The sequence below is a fragment of the Micromonospora sp. DT81.3 genome (assembly GCF_049847225.1).
GTDB lineage: Bacteria > Actinomycetota > Actinomycetes > Actinomycetales > Microbacteriaceae > Microbacterium.
Map to the genome: position 1 here is coordinate 274,163 of NZ_JBNCNY010000002.1, position 18,456 is coordinate 292,618.

The window sequence follows — 18,456 nt, forward strand, 5'->3', positions numbered from 1 at the left end:
CTGTTCTGCGGACCGCGGTCGCGGCATCCGCCCTGCGAGTACTCTGGGCCTTCATCGGCGACGCAGCCGGGTTGCGGTCGTATTGGTCTCGGAGAGGCGGGGGCTCGCATGGCGCGGAGCGGCGCGAGCGCGGCATCCCGCGTCTTCCTCGCCTTTCTCGGAGCGGTCTTGGTCATCACCGCCGTGCTGGTGGCGCTGCTCGCCTGGCAGGCACAGGCGACGGAGCGCGCCGAGGCGGAGGCCCTGACCCTCGCCGTCGCTCAGACGATCGCCGAGATGCCTGCGGTCGCCGAGGCCGTGGCAAGCGGGACGGATGCCGCGGCCACGGCATCCCTGCAGCCCATCGCCGAGGCGATCATGGATGAGACGCCGATCGACTTCGTCACGATCATGAACACCGACGGAATCAGGCTGACGCACCGCGATCCGACCGAGATCGGAAAGCCCTATCTGGGGACCATCGAGGAGGGGCTCGAGGGCCGGTCGCTCACCGAAGAGGCGGTCGGAACGCTGGGTCCGTCGCTGCGCTCGGTGGTCCCGGTGGTCAGCGACGGCGAGGTCGTTGCACTCGTGTCCGCCGGAATCACCCTCGGCAGCGTCGGAACCGGAGTGTGGGGTCAGATTCCGTTCGTCATCGCGATCGCCATCGCGCTCGCGGCCATCGGCATCATGGCTGCCTGGCTCGCGCGCCGCCTGACCCGCCGGATCGCCGGCGACCTTCCCGCAAGCGCCGTGCGCGACGCCGTCTCGTCGTACGAGTCGGTGCGCACCCTGGGCGAGGCCCTGCGTGCGCAGACGCACGAGCACGGGAACCGCATGCACACCGCGGTCGCGCTGATCGAACTCGGCCGCAGCGACGAGGCGGTGGAGCTGTTGACGGAGACCTCGCGCGTCAGCCAGGACCTGGTCGACCGCGTGCTCGCGCGCGACGGCGACCCGACCGTGGCGGCCCTGCTGCTCGGGAAGGCCTCGCAGGCCAAGGAGCGGGGCATCGAATGGATCGTGGATGTCGACCCCATGGCGCCGCGATCGGTGCTCGGACCCGTTGACGCCGTGTCGGTTGTCGGCAACCTGATCGACAACGCCATCGACGCGGCGGCGGCGGGGCCTGAGCCGCGGTGGGTGCGGGTGCGGATCGCCAGGGCCGGCGCCGACCTGTCGGTCACGGTGACCGACAGCGGGCGGGGCGTGGATCCGGGCCTCCGGGAGCGGATCTTCGAGCACGGGTTCAGCACCAAACCGGCCGGCGCTGCCGGTCGCGGCGTCGGGCTGGCGCTCGTGCGGGACGTCGTCGCGGCGGCCGGCGGCACCGTCAGCCTCGCTGCGGCACCGCCCACGGCGTTCTCGGTCGTGCTCCCCGCGGTCGGCGTCGCGGGCGCGCCGACGGTGACCAGGGGCGCGTCGTGATCCAGGTGCTCATCGTCGACGACGAACGCCTCACGCGGGAGCTGCATCGCCAGTACGTCGAGCGCCTTCCCGGGTTCCGGGTGGTTGCGGAGTGCGCCGGCGCCCGGGCGGCCGTGACGGCGGTGCTCGAGAGTCCTCCGGCCGAGGGCATCGACCTCGTGCTGCTGGATATGACGATGCCGGACGGACACGGGCTCGACGTGGCCCGGCACATCCGCGCCCGCGCCTCGGACGTCGACATCATCGCCATCACCGGTGTGCGGGACGCGGATGTCGTGCGTCAGGCGGTCGCGCTGGGCGTTGCCCAGTACCTGCTGAAGCCGTTCACGTTCGCGACGTTCCGCGAACGGCTGGAGCAGTACCAGGCCTTCCGGGCGAAGGTCTCGGACGTCGACGGCCAGGCGACGCAGGCCGAGGTCGACGCGCTGCTGAGGTCGCTTCGGCCCCCGGCATCCGTCGACCTGCCCAAGGGCCTCTCGGCAACGACGCTCGACCGCGTCGCGGCGGCCGTCCGCGCGTCGGGACCGCTCTCGGCGAGCGAAGCCGCCGCGGCGCTCGGGATGTCACGTGTCGCGGTGCGGCGGTATCTCGAGCACCTCGCGGAGCAGGGCAGCGTGGGCCGCGACTCCCGGTACGGCACGCCGGGGAGGCCGGAGACGGAGTACGCCTGGCGGCGCTGACGCGGGCCTACTCCCCCGCGAGCCCGCCGAGCAGGTGGCCGAACGAGCCGCCGTCGCCCAGATAACTCGCCGGGTCGAACGGGTCGCTCGACGTCGACGACTCGCGCGCCGCGATCGCGGAGGCCAGCTCGCGGGCCCCCCGGTCGATGCGCTCGCCCAGTGGGGCGACGCCGTCGCCGTTCGAGCCCCAGTCGCTCGACGCCGCGAAGACGCCCGTCGGCACGGCCTCGGCGTGCAGGTACGCGAAGAGCGGCCGCACGGCGTAGTCGATCGCGAGCGAGTGCCGCGGCGTCCCGGCGTTCGCGCCGAGCAGCACCGGCATGCCGGTGAGTGCGTCCGGGTCGAGCACATCGATGAACGATTTGAAGAGCCCGGAGTAGCTGGTCGAGAAGATCGGTGTCACGACGATCAGCCCGTCCGCGGAGACGACCGTGTTGACCATCGACTCCAGCGCCGGCGGGGCGAAGCCCGTCAGCAGATTGTTCGTGATGTCGTGCGCGTAGTCGCGCAGTTCGAACACGTCGATGTCCGCCTGGATGTCGCGCTCGGCCAGCTCGCGCACCGTGGCCGTCGCGAGGCGGTCGGCCAGAAGGCGGGTCGTCGACGGATTCGAGAGCCCTGCCGTGACGACGGCGATGCGGCGAGGGTTCATCGTGCGCCCCCGATACCGAAGGAGGCTCCCCGTGCGGCCTGCGCGGCGACCGGCTGAGGCGCCTTCGTGCCGCCGGCGACGGGCAGCTCACCGCGCGCAGCCTGCACCACGCGGGCCGCGTGGGTGGGGGCATCCGGGACCTCGACCGGGCGGTTCTTCGCGAGCTCCTTGCGGAGGGCGGGAACGACCTCGCCACCCAGGATGTCGAGCTGCTCGAGCACCGTCTTCAGCGGCAGACCCGCGTGGTCGATGAGGAACAGCTGGCGCTGGTAGTCGCCGAAGTACTCGCGCATGCCGGCGTAGCGGTCGATGACCTGCTGCGGAGAACCGACGGAGAGCGGGGTCATCTCGGCGAAGTCCTCGAGCGACGGGCCATGCCCGTACACCGGGGCGTTGTCGAAGTACGGCCGGAACTCGCGGACGGCGTCCTGCGAGTTGGCCCGCATGAAGACCTGGCCGCCGAGGCCGACGATCGCCTGCTCCGGCGTGCCGTGCCCGTAGTGGGCGTAGCGCTGTCGGTAGAGCGTGATCAGGCGCTGGTAGTGCTCCTTCGGCCAGAAGATGTTGTTCGCGAAGAAGCCGTCGCCGTAATACGCGGCCTGCTCGGCGATCTCGGGCGTGCGGATCGAGCCGTGCCACACGAACGGGGGCACATCATCGAGCGGGCGCGGGGTCGAGGTGAATCCCTGCAGCGGCGTGCGGAACCTGCCCTCCCAGTCGACGACGTCCTCCCGCCACAGCTTGTGCAGCAGGGCATAGTTCTCGATGGCGAGAGGGACGCCCTGACGGATGTCCTGGCCGAACCACGGGTAGACGGGGCCGGTGTTGCCGCGGCCGAGCATCAGGTCGGTGCGACCGCCCGAGACGTGCTGCAGCATCGCGAAGTCCTCGGCGATCTTCACCGGGTCATTCGTCGTGATCAGCGTCGTCGCGGTCGAGAGCAGCAGGCGCTCCGTCTGCGCGGCGATGTACGCGAGGGTCGTGGTGGGAGAGGACGACCAGAACGGCGGGTTGTGGTGCTCGCCGAGGGCGAAGACGTCGAGACCCACCTCTTCGGCGTGCTTGGCCACGGTGATGGTGTTGCGGATCTTCTCCGCCTCACTGAGGGTTCGCCCCGTGGTCGGATCTTCGGTGATGTCGCTCACCGTGAAGATGCCGAACTGCATCTGGTTCTCGTTCACGATCGCTCCTCGCGTTTCTATGCAAGTGAATGTATCTCGTGTAACGCGACACCCTCAAGGATATTCCCGGCCCAGCCGCAGAGCGGTCCCGGCGCGGCGAGCGCCGCTCAGGCGGGAGCTATCGAATGCGGGTACGCGGCATCCCGGCCTTGGAACTCGAGGATCGCGGGATTGAGGATGATGCCATCCCTCATCTCGGTTGCCCGGCGGATCGTCTCGTCCGCGGCCCACGCCTCCGGACCGGCGAGCACGGTGGGAAGGAAAGGCAGCAGCGCTTCGCTGATCTCCCAGCTGGCCGAATTCCAGAGATACGAGGGGCTGTGGTCGACGCCGTAGTAGTTGATGATGGCGCCGGAATCGGTGTTGCCGCCGACCATGAACATGGGGTCGGCGAAGCTCGTCGGACGCGCCCACTCGAACGCCATGCCCTCGTCGCACGACACATCCACGATCAGGCTGCCCGGACGGAACGCGTCCAGATCCTTCTCCCGCAGGTACAGCAGCGGCCGGTTCGGGTCCTGGAGCGTGCAGTTCACGACGATGTCGCTCTCCGCGAGGAACGGCGCGAGCGGCACCCTGCCGTCATCCGTGATCACCTCGCTGAGGTACGGGCCGTCGTCATGGTCGAACTGGATCATGTGCGCCGCGTGGATGGGAGAGGCGACGGATGCCGTACGGCGGTTCGTGAGGACCCGCACATCGTGCACGCCGTGGGCGCGGAGGGCCGTCACCGCACCGCGAGCCGTCGCGCCGAACCCGATGACGACGGCCGTGAGCCGCCGCCCGTAGTCTCCCGTCGACCCGCAGAGCTGCAGGGCATGAAGGACGGAGCAGTACCCGGCGAGCTCATTGTTCATGTGGAAGACGTGCAGCCCGAATGTCCCGTCCGCACCCCAGTGATTCATGGCCTCGAAGGCGATCATCGTCAGGCGCTTGTCGATCGCGAGCTGCGTCATCCGCGCGTCCTGCACGAGATGCGGCCAGCCCCACAGCACCTGACCGTCCCGCAGCGCTCGAACGTCGTCCAGCTGCGGCTTGGGCAGCAGCACGACATCGGATGCCGCGATCACGTCTGCGCGCGACGCGACCGAGCCGACGAGGGGTCGCAGCTCGGCATCCGAAACGTCGAAGCGCTCGCCGTACCCCTCCTCGAGGACGATGCGGTCGCGCAGATCCGAGGGGATGCGGTCGAAGTGCCCCGGATGGATGGGGACCCGCCGCTCATCGGGTTTGCGGGAGGTTCCGATCACGCCGAGGCTGAGGCTTGCTGAGGTCATGTCTGCTCATTCCGTCAGCCGGGCGAGGCCTGCCCCGACATCCCGACGCTACACCCGGGCTCCCCGATGGATCGCCGGAGCGGAAGCCGCGTGGCGTCGCCCCGCGGATAATGTGGACACGTTCCTCGAAGACCCGGCGGTGACGATGTCCGACAGCGGAGCGGCGCGGACCGGCGCCACGCCGACCGGCTCCATCGCGCGCCCCAAGCGCCGTGTTCCGTTCTGGGACAACGCACGGTTCGCGTGCATCGTGCTCGTCGTGCTCGGCCACTCGGTGCAGCGACTGACCTACGACTCGGATATCGCGCTCGGCCTGTACCTGCTCATCTACGCGTTCCACATGCCCGCGTTCGCCATCATCTCGGGATACTTCTCCAAGGGCGGCCCGCCCACCAGGGTGCAGATGGCACGCGTGATCACCGACATCCTGGTGCCTTACGTCATCTTCGAATCGCTGTGGACCCTGACGAAGTGGATCGTCGAGGGCGGCGCCAATCCCAATCTGACGCAGCCGTCGTGGACGCTGTGGTTCCTTTTGTCCCTCGGCACGTTCCGTCTTGTGCTGCCATATCTCGCCCTGCTCAGATGGCCGCTGCTCTGGACCGTGGCGATCTCCATCGGCGCCGGATACCTGCCGAACGTCGACGACACCTTCTCCCTCGCCCGCACCCTGGGGCTGCTGCCCTTCTTCACCCTCGGCTGGTGGCTTCACGAGCACGACATCGTGGAGCGGCTGGGGCTTCTGCGTCAGCGACCATGGTGGGTCTTCGCGGGGGCCGCGGGGCTGTTCGCCCTGGCCGGCTGGGTGGCGTGGTACGGCAAGGACCTGTGGCAGGACGTCGACCTGCGGCACTGGCTCTTCTACGACGAGTCCTACTCCGACCTCCTCGGGGAAGAATGGTGGGCGGGGGCCGTGCGGCTCGGAGTGATGGCGATCGCGGTCGTGCTCTGCGCCGCGTTCTTCGCGCTGGTCCCCCGCGGCGGGCATTGGTGGACGCACTTCGGCCAGTACACGATGTACGTCTACATGCTCCACTCCTTCGTGCTGTATCCGTTCCGCGAATCCGGCCTGCTGCGCGACCTCGAGCCCACCTGGATCTGGCTGCCCATCATCATCGTGGCATCGGTGCTGATCGCGATCGGACTCTCGACCAAGCCGGTGCGACGGCTGTTCCGGCCACTGGTCGAACCGCGGCCGCGATGGCTGTTCGACGATCCATCGCTCGCGGCCCGGGAGGGCCGGCGGTCGGATCCGACCGGCTCTCGGCGCCCGCGCGAGAGCGCCTGACGTCGGCGGAACCGTGTACGGTCGCGGGGTGAGTGAACCCGAGACGGCCGAAGACCTGCGCGACGAGGCTCTCGGGGCGCTCCGGCGTCTCGTGGCCGACGAGACGGCGACGTTCCACGACGGCCAGTTCGAAGCGATCCAGGCGCTCGTGCAGCGGCGCGCCCGGGCGCTCGTGGTGCAGCGCACCGGTTGGGGCAAGTCCGCCGTGTACTTCGTCGCGACACTGCTGCTGCGCGGCCGCGGCGCCGGGCCGACGATCCTCGTCTCCCCGCTCCTCGCGCTCATGCGGGACCAGGTGGCGGCCGCCGAGCGAGCCGGGGTGCGGGCCGCGAGCATCAACTCCGCGAACCCCCTGGAGTGGACTGACATCCTCACCCGCCTGGGCAACGACGAGATCGACGTGCTCCTGGTCAGCCCGGAGCGACTGAACAACCCCAGATTCCGTGACGAGCAGCTCCCCGCGCTGATGGCGCGCATAGGGCTGCTCGTGGTCGACGAGGCCCACTGCATCTCGGACTGGGGGCACGATTTCCGGCCGGACTACCGGCGCCTGCGCGACCTCATCGCCGGGATGCCGCCCGGAGTTCCGGTGCTGGCCACCACCGCGACCGCGAACGAACGCGTCGTGCACGATGTGGAGGAGCAGCTGGGCACCGGCGGCGATGGTGTGGTGACCATCCGCGGGCCGCTCGCCAGGGATTCACTGCGACTCGGCGTGCTGCGCCTTCCCGACGCCGCGACGCGCCTCGCGTGGCTGCTCAGTCACATCGGCGACCTTCCGGGGAGCGGCATCATCTACGCCCTGACGGTGTCCGCCGCGGAGGACACCGCTCGCCTGCTCCGCGACGCCGGCCACGAGGTCCGCGCGTACACCGGCCAGACCGACCCGGCCGAACGGGAGGAATCGGAGCGGCTGCTCAAGGAGAACCGCGTCAAGGCCCTCGTGGCCACCAGCGCGCTCGGAATGGGATTCGACAAGCCCGACCTCGCCTTCGTGCTGCACCTCGGCGCGCCGTCATCGCCCGTCGCTTACTACCAGCAGGTCGGGCGCGCAGGGCGCGCGACCGCTCGGGCCGACGTGCTGCTGCTTCCCGGCCCTGAGGACGAGGCGATCTGGCAGTACTTCGCGACGTCCTCGATGCCCGAGCAGGCGAAGGCGACCGCGGTGCTCGACGAGCTGGACCACGAGGGCGGCGCCCTGTCCACGGTCGCCCTGGAGGCGCGAGTGGACATCCGCCGCAGCCGGCTCGAGCTGCTGCTCAAGGTGCTCGATGTGGACGGGGCCGTCGAGCGCGTGCAGGGCGGCTGGCGCTCGACCGGTGTCCCTTGGGCGTACGACGCCGAGCGCTACGGTCGCATCGCGGCGGCGCGACGCCACGAGCAGGACGCGATGCTCGAGTACGAGAGGACATCCGGATGCCGCATGGAGTTCTTGCAGCGCGCGCTTGACGACCCCGCCGCAGCGCCGTGCGGCCGCTGCGACACCTGCACATCGGCGTGGTACCCGACGGGCATCGAAGAGGCGACCGCCGTGGCTGCGGACGCGGCGCTGAACCGGGTCGGCGTCCTCATCGAGCCGCGCGCGCAGTGGCCGAGCGGCATGCCGAGACTCGGACTGGAGCTGCGCGGGAACATCCCACCGGGCGAGCGGCTCGAGCCGGGGCGCGCACTCGCGCGGCTCACCGATCTCGGCTGGGGCGGCCCGCTGCGGGAGCTCTTCGCCCCCGGGAGCCCCGATGCCGAGATCTCGTCGGCGATGGCCGCGGCCTGCGTCCGCGTGCTGGCGGACTGGGGCTGGGACACGCGACCCGCGGCGGTCGTCTCGATGCCGTCCCGTTCGCACCCCCGCCTCATCGGCTCCCTGGCCCGCACGGTCTCCGAGCTCGGACGCCTACCGCTGCTCGGCACGCTGGAGCTCACCGGCAAGGGTCCCGGCGGGAGCGGCGGCAACAGCGCCTATCGCCTGGCCGGGGTGGCCGAGAGCTTCGCGGTGGGGCCCGAACTGGCCTCCTCGCTCAGCGACCTCCGGGCCGCTCCCGTGCTGCTGGTCGATGATCTGGTCGACAGCCGCTGGACGCTCACGGTGGCGGGACGGCTGCTGCGGCGCGCCGGAGCGGGAGCGGTGCTTCCCTTCGTGCTCGCGGCACGCGCCTAGCCGCCACCCTGCACGATCGCCGCCACCGCAGCCGTGCCCACCGAGCCTGCCGCGGCCAACCGCGGACCCAGCCCGATGTCGACCAGCACGATCCGCCCGGCGAGCTCGGGTCCCCTTCCCCGCACCAGGCCCGCCTTCACCGCTCCGAAGGTGACCGTGACGGATGCGGGGAGCACGACGTCATCGCTCGATCCGTCGTCGGGCTGCAGCCCGCTCGGCACGTCGACGGCGATCACCCTCGGCCTGCCGGCGTGCACTGCGGGCAGCAGCCCGGCGACGATCACACGCGCGTCGCCGCGGAGCGCCGCGGACGTCGACGCGCCGATGCCGAGGATCCCGTCGAGCAGCAGGTCGTGACCGGATGCCGCGGAGACGGCTTCCGCCAGCCCGATCGTTCGCGCCCCCGCCTCCACCGCCGCCTCGAACCCGGCGGTGTGCACCCGGTCGGACGTGAGCAGCAGGTCGACCGCCACGCCTGCTTCCGCGGCGAGGTGCGCGCCCGCGAACAGGGCGTCGCCCCCGTTGTCGCCGCTGCCGGCGAGCACCAGCACTCGGCCTCCGCGCGCGCCCAGCTCACCCAGAGCGATGCGCGCGAGGGCCCCCGCGGCGCGCAGCATGAGCGGTTCGCCCGCATCGAGCAGCGGCTTCTCTGCGGCTCGAACCTGCGCGGCGAGGTAGACGGGCGCGCTCTCAGCCACCGACGCCTCCTTCACCGGGTCGTCTCCTCAACCGGATCGTCGCGGCGGATCAGGCGAAGAGCCCGGCCCCGACGTACGAACCAGGGGCGGCGCCGGGCGGCACGGCGAACAACGCCGATCCGACGGGCCGAATGTACTCGTTTAGCGCGTCGCTCGCCAGTGCTCGCTGCACGGTGATGAACTGCTCCGGCGAGCGCTGGTAGGAGAGGAAGAAGAGCCCGGCGTCGAGGCGGCCGAGGTCATTGTTGCCGTCGACGAAGTTGTAGCCGCGCCGCAGCATGCGGGCCCCCGAGTTGTGAGCGGGATGCGCCAGCCGCACGTGCGCCGCCATGTCGATGGCCGGCGCGCCGGCCGCATCCGCCTTCTCGAAATCAGGAGCGGTGAACTCGTTCCCGCCCGAAAGCGGTGCCCCCTCCCCCTTGGATCGCCCGATGATGCGGTCCTGCTCGGCGAGCCGCACGCGGTCCCACGACTCGATCAGCTGCGCGATCTTGCGGGCGACGAGATACGAACCGCCGGTCATCCACGCCGGCTGATCGCCTGCCGCGACCCACACGTGGTCTTGGAGCGCCTCGCGGTCATCGGCGAGGATGTTGGCGGTGCCGTCTTTGTAGCCGAACAGGTTGCGCGGCGTGGCCTGAGCGGCCGTCGTCTTGGAGGTGCGGCCGAAGCCGAGCTGCGACCAGCGGAGGCGGGCCCGCCCGAAGGCGATGCGGCTGAGGTTGCGGACGGCGTGGACGGCCACCTGCGGATCGTCGGCGCACGCCTGGATGCACAGATCGCCGTCGCTCGTGAGGGGGTCGAGGTCGTCGCCCAAAAACGCCGGCAGCTCGTGGAGCTCGGGCGGGCGGCGCGACGCGATGCCGAATCGGTCGACGCCGTCCGCCTCGAACAGGGTCGGACCGAACCCGAACGTGATCGTCAGGTTGCTGGCGGGAAGGCCCTGCGCCTCCCCCGTGTCATCCGGCGGCGCCATCGGCGAGCCGCCCACGGCGCCGGTGGCGCTGACGTCGAGACCGCGCGTCATCCGCGCAGCCGCATACGACCACTCCTCGAGCAGCGACACGAGGTCGGCGCGCGTCGCACCGGCCATCATGTCGAAAGCCGCGAAGTGCAGGTGGTCCTGGACGGGCGTGGTGACGCCGGCCTGATGCGTGCCGTAGAAGTCGTAGGCGGATGCGCCCGCTCCCGTGTCGGCGGCACGAGCGACGGCGACGCCGCCCGCCAGTCCCGCACCGGCGCCCAGGGCAAGGCCGGCTGCTCCCGCCCCGACGAAGCCGAGCAGACCACGCCGGCTCACACCGGCCGCTGCGGCGTCGTCGGTAAGCGAATCGGGCCCCGAGCCTGTCGAGGGGTCGTGAGGATCCGTCATCTCACTCCAGCACGGTCACCGTGAGCTGGGACAGCGGCTCGGCGAGCGCGTTGATGAGGTCGGTGAACTCGCGCTTGTCGGCATCCGTCAGCGCGGAGTAGGTCACGAAGCCGGTCGCGAGAGATCCGTGGGCGGCCAGGGAGCTCTCGAGCGCCGCGTAGCCGGCGTCGATCTCCTCGACGAGGGCCGCGCCGGACTCGCCCTTGGATGCCGCGAAGTCGCGCGCGAGCGAGAACGCCATCTTCGAGCCCTCGACGTTGGCGGCGAAATCCCAGAGATCGGTGCCCGACCACCAGTCCTCCTCGCCGGAGATCTTGCCGGTGGCGACCTCGTCGAGGAGCGCGATCGCTCCGTTGCTCAGCCCGGCGACACCCTGCGCGTCGATCGCGGCCTGGAAATCGGCGGAGTGCACGTAGTCGTAGAGCTCCGCGACGTCGGCGACCAGGAGGTCGCCGAACTCGGCGCGCTGCTCGGGGGTCGATGGCGCCCAGTTTTGCCATGCCGGCGTCTCGCCGTCGGCGTTCAGCGCGTCCGTCGCCGGCACCCACAGGTCCTTCTCGATGCGATGGAAGCCCGTCCAGTCGAGGCCTTCGGCAACGGCATCCACCTCGCGGTAGTCGATGCGAGGGTCGAGGTCGCCGAGCGCCTCCGCCACGGGCTCGATGCGCTCGTAGTACGCGCGCACCTGCGGGAATGCGGCGCGCGCCGCTTCGTCGTCGCCCGCAGTATAGGCGGCGGCGAACTCCTCGGCCCGCGGCACCAGCTGCGAGACCTGGTCCTTCACGAACGCCGCGTAGAGGTCGACGGCCTGCTGCTTCAGCTCGGCATCCGGACCATCGACGGCGACCGCGTCGCCCGAGACGGTGAAGCCCGTCCGGCCAACGCCCTCGCCGATCATCCCCGGCTTGCAGAGGGTGAAGTACTCCCCCGGCTGGGCCACCACGGTCAGACTGCGAGACGCGCCGGGTGCCACGTTCTCGACCTCGCCCACGATGCGCAGCCCGTCGTCGGCGAGCAGGTAGAACTCCGTGACGTCGGCGCCGGCGTTCGTGACCTCGAAGGCCACCGTTCCGCTCTCGGCGGTCGTGGCGGAGACGTCGCACGATCCGTCGGTGGACGTGACGGTGATGGCCTCGGATGCGGTGGCGTCGGCCTTGGCGACGCAGCCGGTCACGACGAGGCCGGCGGCGGCGGTCGCGGCGAGACCGGCGAGGATCCTGTTCGGGGTCATGATGCTCCTAGCGGGGGTGGGGAGGAGGTCGATGCGGCGGAGGAGGGAGTGACCGCCGAGGCAAGCGCGGCCGAAGCCGGCGTGGACGCGGTCGGGGCGCCTGCCGCAGAGGGGGCTGCCGCCCGGGGCTTGGAGTGCAGCGAGCGCACCAGGAAGATCGAGCCGACGATGCCGACGTACAGCACCCACGCGATGATCTGCAGCCACGACATCCGCGGGGTGAAGCCGATCGTGGCCTGCAGGATCGCGGCCAGTGGGCTGCCGGGCGGGATCGCCGCGCTGACGTCGAACGCCCAGCCGAACGGGAAGGCGCTCGCGCCTACCGCGACGGCGCCCGTTGCCTGTGCGACGGGCGCAAGAGCGGAGAAGGGACCCGGCAGCGCGCCCGCCTCCTGCAGGTCGTGGATGCCGTACGCCAGCACGCCGGCGGCGACGATGATGAGGAAGGCACCGGTCCAGGTGAAGAAGCGCCGAAGGTTTAGGCGCAGCATCCCGCGGGCGAGCAGCCAGCCGAGGGCCACCGCCGTCAGGATGCCGAGCAGCGCGCCGAGCAGCGCGGAGGGCGCGTCGCCGAAGGACTGCACCATCGACCACAGCAGCAGAGTGGTCTCGATGCCCTCCCTGGCCACGGAGACGAAGCCCAGCACGACCAGTCCCCAGACGGTGCCGCGTGCCAGCGCCCGGTCGATGCCGCCCTCCAGCGTGCGCTTGAGCGTGCGTCCGGCCTTCTGCATCCAGAAGATCATCCACGTGACCATCGCCACGGCGATCAGCGAGAGAGTGCCGCCGATGAGCTCCTGCGCCTCGAACGTCAGGCTGTACGCGCCGAAGGTGAGCACCGCGCCGATGACCAGTGCCATCAGGGCGGCCAGCCCGATGCCGATCCACAGGCGGGGCAGCACATCCCGCCGGCCCATGCGGGTCAGGTAGGCCACGAGGATGCCGACGACCAGCGCGGCCTCGAGGCCCTCGCGGAGGCCGATCAGGAAGGTTGCAAGCACGGGATTCCGGGTGGGTGAGAAGGAGAGGGGCGTCCTGCGTGACGCTCGGCTTGCGCCGTCGAGTGTTCGAGGAAGGTAAGCCTTACCTTGCAAGGGTATTCAGGGTGTGCACCGCTGTCCAATCGAGGAGGCTTCGCGCGCGGCACCGTCAGTAACGATCGGCAACAAACGAGCGGATGCCGCGAGCCGTGCCTAGCCTCGTGTGCATGTCCGAGCTCAGCCTGCCGATCCTCGACCTCTCGCAGTTGGATGCCGGGAATGACGCCGCGGCCCGATTCCGGGCGGACCTTCGTGCCGCGACCCACGACGTCGGCTTCTTCTACCTCACGGGCACCGGTGAGACACCGCGGCTCGAGCAGCGCCTGCACCGGGCGGCGCGCGACTTCTTCGCCCTCCCCGAGGCGGACAAGCTCGCGATCGAGAACGTGCAGAGCCCGCACTTCCGCGGGTACACGCGGGTCGGCGGAGAGCGGACGCAGGGGAAGGTCGACTGGCGCGAGCAGATCGACATCGGCCCCGAGCGGGCCGCGATCACCGATCCGGACGCGCCGGACTTCGCGCGCCTGATCGGGCCGAACCTCTGGCCGGCGGCACAGCCGGAGCTTCGCGAGGTGGTCGCGGAGTGGCACGAGCGCCTGACGACGGTGGCTCGGCGGCTGCTGCGGGCGTGGGCCCAGACGCTCGGCGCACCGGAGGACTACTTCGACGAGCACTTCGGGGAACCGTCGACCCTGATCAAGATCGTGCGCTATCCGGGCACCAGGGAGCCCGAGCCGCAGCAGGGCGTCGGAGCGCACAAGGATTCCGGCGTGCTGACCCTGCTCTGGGTCGAACCGGGCAAGGGCGGCCTGCAGGTGGAGCGCGACGGAGCGTGGGTGGATGCGCCATCCGTGCCCGGCGCGTTCGTGGTCAACATCGGGGAGCTCCTGGAGTACGCCACGCAGGGCTATCTGAAGGCGACGAACCACCGCGTGGTCTCGCCCCGCTACCCGGATGACCGCATCTCGGTCCCGTTCTTCTTCAACCCCGCGCTCGATCGGCGGCTGCCGATCATCGAACTGCCGGCCGAGCTGGCGGCGGAGGCGACCGGTGTGACCCAGGACCCGGACAACCCCATCTACGCCCTCTACGGCGAGAACGCGCTCAAGTCGCGGCTGCGCGCGCACCCCGACGTGGCCGAGCGTCACCACAGCGACCTTCTCGCGGCGCGGGCCGCGGCATCCGCCCGCTGACCGCCCTCTGACCGCCCTCGCCGCCGCGATACCGGCGCAGGCGACTCCCCTTGTCCTCGTCGTGAGAATCGGTCCGGCGGCCGAGAATCGGTGCGACGCGCCGAGTTTCTGACGCCCCACCGATTCTCGCGACAGCGACGACGTCCGCGGACAACAGCGAAGGGCCGCCCCACACCTGGGACGGCCCTTCGAGAAGTGCGATGTACGCTGGTGCGCCTAGCGGCGGAGCCCCAGACGCTCGATCAGCGAGCGGTAGCGCGCGATGTCGATGTCCTGGAGGTAGCCGAGCAGACGGCGGCGCTGACCGACCATCAGGAACAAGCCACGACGCGAGTGGTGGTCGTGCTTGTGGTCCTTCAGGTGCTCTGTGAGGTCTTTGATGCGCTGCGTCAGCATTGCGACCTGCACCTCGGGGGATCCGGTGTCGCCGGGGTGCGTCGCGTACTCTTCGATGATCGCCTTCTTGGCGTCGAATTCAAGTGCCATAGATGGGATCCCCTTTCTCCTCATTGCGCGGCGCCCATCGCCTGATGCGTGAGCTCTCTTTATCCGCGGCCGATCGAACGGCAACCTGAAGAGTCTACCAGCCGGGCACCGCAGGGGTGAACGCGGCGGCGACCGGGCGCCGAATGCGCGTTAGCCTCGATGGATGCCCCCGCTCGACGTCGTCGCCGCGTGATGATTCGTCGAGGCCCGACGAGGATGCCGCGCCTGCGTCGCGACCACTTCCTCGACCTGCGGCCCCTCACGACGAGTCCCGCGTTCGCGCGCATGTGGATCGGCTCCACCCTCGCCGGGCTCGGCGGCCAGCTCACGATCGTCGCGATCATGCTGCAGATGTACGAGCTGACGGAGTCGACGTTCGCAGTGGCCATGATCGCCGTGGCGGGGCTCGTGCCGATGATCTTCGCCGGCCTGTACGGCGGGATGCTCGCCGACGCGTTCGACCGCCGGCGCGTCGCTCTGCTTGCCGCGACGGTCACCTTCGCGTCGACCGCCGTGCTCTGCGCACTCACCTGGGCCCAGCTCGAGACGGTGTGGTGGCTGTACGTGATCAGCATCGTGAACTCCTCGGCGAACTCGATCGTCATGGCCGCGCGTCAGTCGATCGTCCCGCGCCTCATCCCGAGGGAGCTGCTCCCCGCGGCATCCGCGCTCGGCGGCATCACGGTCGGGGTGATGGTGACGATCGGACCGGCCCTCGCCGGCGTGCTCGTGGCCTTCTCGGGGTACGGCTGGACCTACACGATCGACCTCGTACTGATGTCGTCGCTGTTCCTCGGGCTGTGGGGCCTCCCCCGCATCCAGCCCGAGGGAGTTCTCGTGCGCCCCGGCCTGCGGTCGCTCGCCGACGGCTGGGCGTTCCTCAAGCGTGCGGGCAATATCCGCCTGCAGTTCGTGCTGGACATCGTCGCGATGACGTTCGGAAACCCGCTCGCGCTCTTCCCCGCCATTGGCGCGGTGCTGCTCGGCGGCGGACCGATCACGACGGGCATCCTCACGGCAGCCGTGGCGGTGGGCGCATTCTTCTCGAGCCTCTTCTCCGGGCCGGTCGGCCGGGTGCGCCACCATGGCGTCGGCATCCAGCGCGCCATCGCGGTCTATGGAGGCGCGATCTCCGTCTTCGGCGTGATCCTGCTCGCCGGGGCCCTGGGCGTCTTCGCACCGGAGACCGTCGGCATCGACAGTCCCAATTCCGTGCTCATCGTGGCCGCCGTGGCCGCGCTGATCGTCTCCGGTGCCGCCGACAACGTGAGCTCGATCTACCGCAACACGATGGTGCAGGCGGCCGTCCCCGACGCGATCCGCGGTCGCCTGCAGGGTCTGTTCATCGTCGTGGTGGCCGGCGGACCGCGCCTCGGCGCGCTCTACGCCGGCACGCTGGCGACGGTCACCACGCTGTGGTTCCCACCGCTGCTCGGCGGGTTCCTCATCATCGCGCTGGTCGCTGCGCTCGTGCGCCTCAATCCGCGCTTCCGCGCATACGACGCGGAGTTCCCCGAGCCCTGATCGACGCCGAACAGCCAACCATCGGCGGGATTCGGACGTGGCATCCGCGCGGCCCGCAGAACGTCGGATGCCGCGCGTAGAGTCGCCCCGTGACTTCGACCAGCCCCCTCCTCGCCCGTGCGGCGAAGACCCCGTCGCCGGCGTGGGTCGCCATCCAGTTCACCCTGACGGGCATCATCTGGGGCTCCAGCTTCCTCTTCATGAAGGTCGCTCTCGAGGGGCTCTCGCCCGCCCAGGTGGCCTGGTCCCGCCTGCTGCTCGGCGCGCTCACCCTCGGCCTCTTCGTCGCGCTGCGACGCGACCGGCTCCCCCGCAGCATCCGGATCTGGGCACATATGAGCGTGCTCGCCGTCTCGTTCTGCGTCGTGCCGTTCCTGCTCTTCTCGTGGGCCCAGCAGCACGTCACATCCGGGCTCGCCAGCATCTACAACGCGACGACGCCGATCATGACCGCGATCATGGCGGGGCTGCTGTTCCGGGTGGAGAAGCTCAAGGCGGTGCAGGTCGCCGGCATCCTCGTCGGGATCCTCGGCGTCATGGTGATCATCGCGCCGTGGCAGGGCCTGGACTTCAGCCAGAGCCTCGTCGCACAGCTGGCCATCCTCGGCGCGACGGCCTGCTACGGCTTCAGCCTCGCGTACATGCGCAAGTTCGTCGGGAACACCGGCATGAGCGCGCTCGTCTTCTCGTTCCTCAACATCGGCATCGCGGCGGCGATCATGGCGCTGCTGACACCGGTGCTCGTGCTCACGCCGGTACGGCTCGACCCGTGGATCGTCGGCAGCATCGTGCTGCTCGGATGCCTCGGCACCGGCGTCGCGTACATCTGGAACCAGAACGCGCTGCGGGCGTGGGGCCCGACGCGCGCGTCGACCGTCACCTACATCACGCCGGTGGTGGGAGTCCTGCTCGGCATCCTGGTGCTCGGCGAGAGCCTGTCCTGGAACGAGCCGGTCGGTGCCGTCATCGTCTTCCTCGGCATCCTGCTCGCGCAGGATCGCCTCCGTCGTCGGCGCGCCGCCACGGCCCCCGGTGAGGCGCTCGCGTCGGTTGACGAGCAGAGGGCGGATGCTTCGCCGGTGCTCCCACAGAGCGCCGACGAGGCATCCGCCCCCTTCGAACCGGTGGTCAGTCCTGCTGCAGCGCGCCCTGGAGGTCGAGCGTGATGGTGACGTCCTTGCCGACCAGCACCCCGCCGGTCTCGAGCGCCGCGTTCCACGTCAGGCCGAAGTCCTCGCGGTTGATGACGGTCGTGGCGGTCGCACCCGCCTTGTAGTTGCCCCACGGGTCGGTGCCGAAGCCGCCGAAGTCGAACTCGAGCGTGACGGGCTTGGTGACGCCGCGGATGGTCAGGTCGCCGTCGACGAGCATCTCGCCCTTCTCGATGCGCACGCCCGTCGAGACGAACTCCATCGTCGGGTAGTTCTCGACGTCGAAGAAGTCGGCGGAGCGCAGGTGCTGGTCGCGACCCTGGTCCTTGGTGTCGAGGGAGGTGACATCCACGCTCGCGGTGACGCGGGCATCGAGGGGGTTCTCCGGCGCGATCAATGTGGCGGACTTCATGCCGAAGGTGCCCCGCACCTTGGAGATCATCATGTGACGAACGCTGAACTGCACCTCGCTGTGCGAGGGGTCGAGCACCCAGGTTCCTGCGCGGTAGCCCGGGATGTCGAGCGCGTGATCGGTGGAAGTGGACATGAGTGCTCCTTGAGGTTGGGGGTGCGGATCTCCGCGACGGTCCCCCCTCTCAACCGACCCCCGGACTATTCCATTCCCGTGAATGGAAATTTCCTCCGGGTCGGCATGAGGAACGGCCCGGGGCGCCGAAGCGCCGCGGGCCGTTCGAGCGTCGAGCTCAGCCGACGGCGATCAGATCGATGATGAAGATGAGGGTCTTGCCGGAGAGGAAGTGGCCGCCCCCGGCGGGGCCGTATGCGAGCTCCGGCGGGATCACGAGCTCGCGGCGCCCGCCGACCTTCATGCCGGGGATGCCCTCCTGCCAGCCCTGGATGAGCCCGCGGAGCGGGAACTGGATGCTCTCGCCACGGTTCCACGACGAGTCGAACTCCTCGCCGGACTCGTACTCCACGCCGGCGTAGTGCACCGTCACGGTGTCGCCCGGCTTCGCCTCAGGGCCGTCGCCCTCGATGAGGTCGCGGATCTGCATGGTGTCCGGAGCGGGGCCCTGCGGGGCGTCGAATTCGGGCTTGGTGCGGTCTTCAGTCATGCCTCCATCCAACCGGCGAAGCCCCCGAGAAGCAATCCGATGCGC

General features: G+C 70.1%; 17 protein-coding genes. 7 read left to right on the forward strand and 10 right to left on the reverse strand.

The genetic code is table 11. The annotated features are described in order from the left end of the window. The first annotated feature begins 108 nt into the window (after positions 1-108). Complete coding sequence (locus ACPW96_RS05565) at positions 109-1,407, forward strand: sensor histidine kinase (protein ID WP_425882295.1); 1,299 nt, start codon at positions 109-111, stop codon at positions 1,405-1,407. Beyond that, complete coding sequence (locus tag ACPW96_RS05570; protein WP_425882296.1) at positions 1,404-2,087, forward strand: response regulator; 684 nt, start codon at positions 1,404-1,406, stop codon at positions 2,085-2,087. Before ACPW96_RS05565 ends, ACPW96_RS05570 begins: the two co-directional genes overlap by 4 nt. A 7-nt stretch (positions 2,088-2,094) precedes the next feature. Here ACPW96_RS05570 and ACPW96_RS05575 read toward each other — a convergent pair whose 3' ends face one another. From ACPW96_RS05575 to ACPW96_RS05585, 3 genes are all read right to left on the reverse strand, one after another. Next, on the reverse strand, positions 2,095-2,739 hold the full coding sequence (locus tag ACPW96_RS05575; protein ID WP_425817530.1) for an FMN reductase: 645 nt from the start codon (positions 2,737-2,739) through the stop codon (positions 2,095-2,097). Further along, on the reverse strand, positions 2,736-3,905 hold the full coding sequence (locus tag ACPW96_RS05580) for an LLM class flavin-dependent oxidoreductase (RefSeq protein ID WP_425882591.1): 1,170 nt from the start codon (positions 3,903-3,905) through the stop codon (positions 2,736-2,738). The genes ACPW96_RS05575 and ACPW96_RS05580 overlap by 4 nt, the downstream gene beginning before the upstream one ends. A 122-nt stretch (positions 3,906-4,027) precedes the next feature. After that, entirely contained in the window at positions 4,028-5,197 is a 1,170-nt protein-coding gene (locus ACPW96_RS05585; RefSeq protein ID WP_425882297.1) for a N(5)-(carboxyethyl)ornithine synthase, read from the reverse strand. A 112-nt stretch (positions 5,198-5,309) separates the two neighbouring features. On the opposite strand from ACPW96_RS05585, the gene ACPW96_RS05590 reads away from it, so the two are divergent. Together ACPW96_RS05590 and ACPW96_RS05595 are read left to right on the forward strand one after the other, a co-directional pair. Continuing rightward, positions 5,310-6,485 (forward strand): acyltransferase family protein, encoded by a 1,176-nt coding sequence (locus ACPW96_RS05590; protein ID WP_425882298.1) that lies wholly within the window; start codon positions 5,310-5,312, stop codon positions 6,483-6,485. Between the two features lie 28 nt (positions 6,486-6,513). Then, entirely contained in the window at positions 6,514-8,640 is a 2,127-nt protein-coding gene (locus tag ACPW96_RS05595) for a RecQ family ATP-dependent DNA helicase (protein WP_425882299.1), read from the forward strand. Here ACPW96_RS05595 and ACPW96_RS05600 read toward each other — a convergent pair. From ACPW96_RS05600 to efeU, 4 genes are read right to left on the reverse strand one after another with little or no spacing between them, the layout of a single operon-like run. Continuing rightward, positions 8,637-9,338 (reverse strand): NAD(P)H-hydrate epimerase, encoded by a 702-nt coding sequence (locus ACPW96_RS05600; RefSeq protein WP_425882300.1) that lies wholly within the window; start codon positions 9,336-9,338, stop codon positions 8,637-8,639. The two genes, ACPW96_RS05595 and ACPW96_RS05600, sit on opposite strands and share 4 nt — an antisense overlap. A 49-nt stretch (positions 9,339-9,387) precedes the next feature. Continuing rightward, positions 9,388-10,710 carry an iron uptake transporter deferrochelatase/peroxidase subunit gene (efeB, locus tag ACPW96_RS05605; protein ID WP_425882301.1) on the reverse strand — a complete coding sequence of 441 codons (1,323 nt, stop codon included), beginning with the start codon at positions 10,708-10,710 and terminating at the stop codon, positions 9,388-9,390. 1 nt (position 10,711) lies between these two features. Further along, complete coding sequence (efeO, locus tag ACPW96_RS05610) at positions 10,712-11,941, reverse strand: iron uptake system protein EfeO (RefSeq protein WP_425882302.1); 1,230 nt, start codon at positions 11,939-11,941, stop codon at positions 10,712-10,714. Then, positions 11,938-12,942: an iron uptake transporter permease EfeU gene (gene efeU, locus ACPW96_RS05615; protein WP_425882303.1), complete on the reverse strand. Its 1,005-nt coding sequence runs from the start codon at positions 12,940-12,942 to the stop codon at positions 11,938-11,940. Before efeU ends, efeO begins: the two co-directional genes overlap by 4 nt. Positions 12,943-13,148: 206 nt before the next feature. Here efeU and ACPW96_RS05620 point away from each other — a divergent pair, with 206 nt between their 5' ends. Further along, positions 13,149-14,174 carry an isopenicillin N synthase family dioxygenase gene (locus ACPW96_RS05620; RefSeq protein WP_425882304.1) on the forward strand — a complete coding sequence of 342 codons (1,026 nt, stop codon included), beginning with the start codon at positions 13,149-13,151 and terminating at the stop codon, positions 14,172-14,174. Positions 14,175-14,390: 216 nt separating this feature from the next. On the opposite strand, the gene rpsO is transcribed toward ACPW96_RS05620, so the two are convergent. Then, positions 14,391-14,660, reverse strand: coding sequence for a 30S ribosomal protein S15 (rpsO, locus tag ACPW96_RS05625; protein WP_325485341.1), 270 nt, complete (start codon positions 14,658-14,660; stop codon positions 14,391-14,393). 216 nt (positions 14,661-14,876) lie between these two features. Between rpsO and ACPW96_RS05630 the strand changes: the two genes are divergently transcribed. Next, on the forward strand, positions 14,877-16,184 hold the full coding sequence (locus tag ACPW96_RS05630) for an MFS transporter (RefSeq protein WP_425882305.1): 1,308 nt from the start codon (positions 14,877-14,879) through the stop codon (positions 16,182-16,184). An 89-nt stretch (positions 16,185-16,273) separates the two neighbouring features. Beyond that, the gene (locus ACPW96_RS05635; RefSeq protein WP_425882306.1) at positions 16,274-17,350 is read left to right on the forward strand and encodes a DMT family transporter; all 1,077 of its coding nucleotides are present in this window, start codon (positions 16,274-16,276) and stop codon (positions 17,348-17,350) included. On the opposite strand, the gene ACPW96_RS05640 is transcribed toward ACPW96_RS05635, so the two are convergent. Both ACPW96_RS05640 and ACPW96_RS05645 read right to left on the reverse strand, forming a co-directional pair. Continuing rightward, complete coding sequence (locus tag ACPW96_RS05640) at positions 17,313-17,882, reverse strand: YceI family protein (protein ID WP_425817511.1); 570 nt, start codon at positions 17,880-17,882, stop codon at positions 17,313-17,315. The two genes, ACPW96_RS05635 and ACPW96_RS05640, sit on opposite strands and share 38 nt — an antisense overlap. 157 nt (positions 17,883-18,039) lie before the next feature. Beyond that, positions 18,040-18,411: an FKBP-type peptidyl-prolyl cis-trans isomerase gene (locus ACPW96_RS05645; RefSeq protein WP_425817509.1), complete on the reverse strand. Its 372-nt coding sequence runs from the start codon at positions 18,409-18,411 to the stop codon at positions 18,040-18,042. Positions 18,412-18,456 lie beyond the last annotated feature (45 nt).